Raw genomic sequence first — 733 nt, forward strand, 5'->3', positions numbered from 1 at the left:
CCCAATAATGTGCGCTGCCACATGCCTCGAGGATAACCAAGCTTGGCTCCTGCTTAGCCATGAACACGGGAAACTGCGTTCGCGTCAGCTTCTTGCGAAACTGAATCTCCCCCGTGTGCAGCGCCCCATGAACTTGAAAAACATTCTTTGCCAGATCGACCCCGATCATCATATCCTTCATCTCGCCGTCCTCCTCTTTGTGTGGCTTTCAACACCACGACCTTGGCACATTGCGATGCCGTCTGGGGAGGGCGGCAACCACTCCATCTGTTGACGGCAGGCTTTCCATGGCCGTCGCCAAAGCCAAACTGCCACCAGTCTTTAGGGGATTAGCCCGCCTTTCCCGATTGCGCTGCTGCACGTGCCAGCGCTTCGATCCCTACCCAATCCTGCGCGTCGATCAGCTTTTTCGGGGCCACCCAACTGCCGCCCGCGCAAAGCACATTGGGCAAGCTCAGGTAGCTTTCCACATTATCGGGGCTGACGCCGCCTGTCGGGCAGAAGGTGATCTGCGGCAGCGGTGCGCCGATGGCTTTGAGTGCGGGTGCCCCGCCAGAAGCTTCGGCGGGGAAGAATTTCAGCATGTCATAGCCACGTTCCAACAGCCGCATCGCCTCGGTCGCCGTGGCGGCACCGGCCAGCAGTGGCAATTCTTCTTCTTCGCAAGCGGCGATCAGTGCGTCGGTGGCACCGGGCGAGACGCCAAAAGTCGCCCCCGCCCGTTTCGCCGCGC

At 60.4% G+C, this 733-nt stretch carries 2 pseudogenes; both read right to left on the reverse strand.

Annotated elements, in window-relative coordinates:
• Window positions 1-181, reverse strand: a pseudogene (locus A3722_RS04375) (IS110 family transposase); the annotation flags it as partial.
• A gap of 148 nt (window positions 182-329) precedes the next feature.
• Window positions 330-733 (reverse strand): annotated as a pseudogene (locus tag A3722_RS04380) (keto-deoxy-phosphogluconate aldolase); the annotation flags it as partial.

The sequence above is a fragment of the Sulfitobacter sp. HI0027 genome, assembly GCF_001634775.1.
Classification (GTDB): Bacteria; Pseudomonadota; Alphaproteobacteria; order Rhodobacterales; family Rhodobacteraceae; genus Sulfitobacter.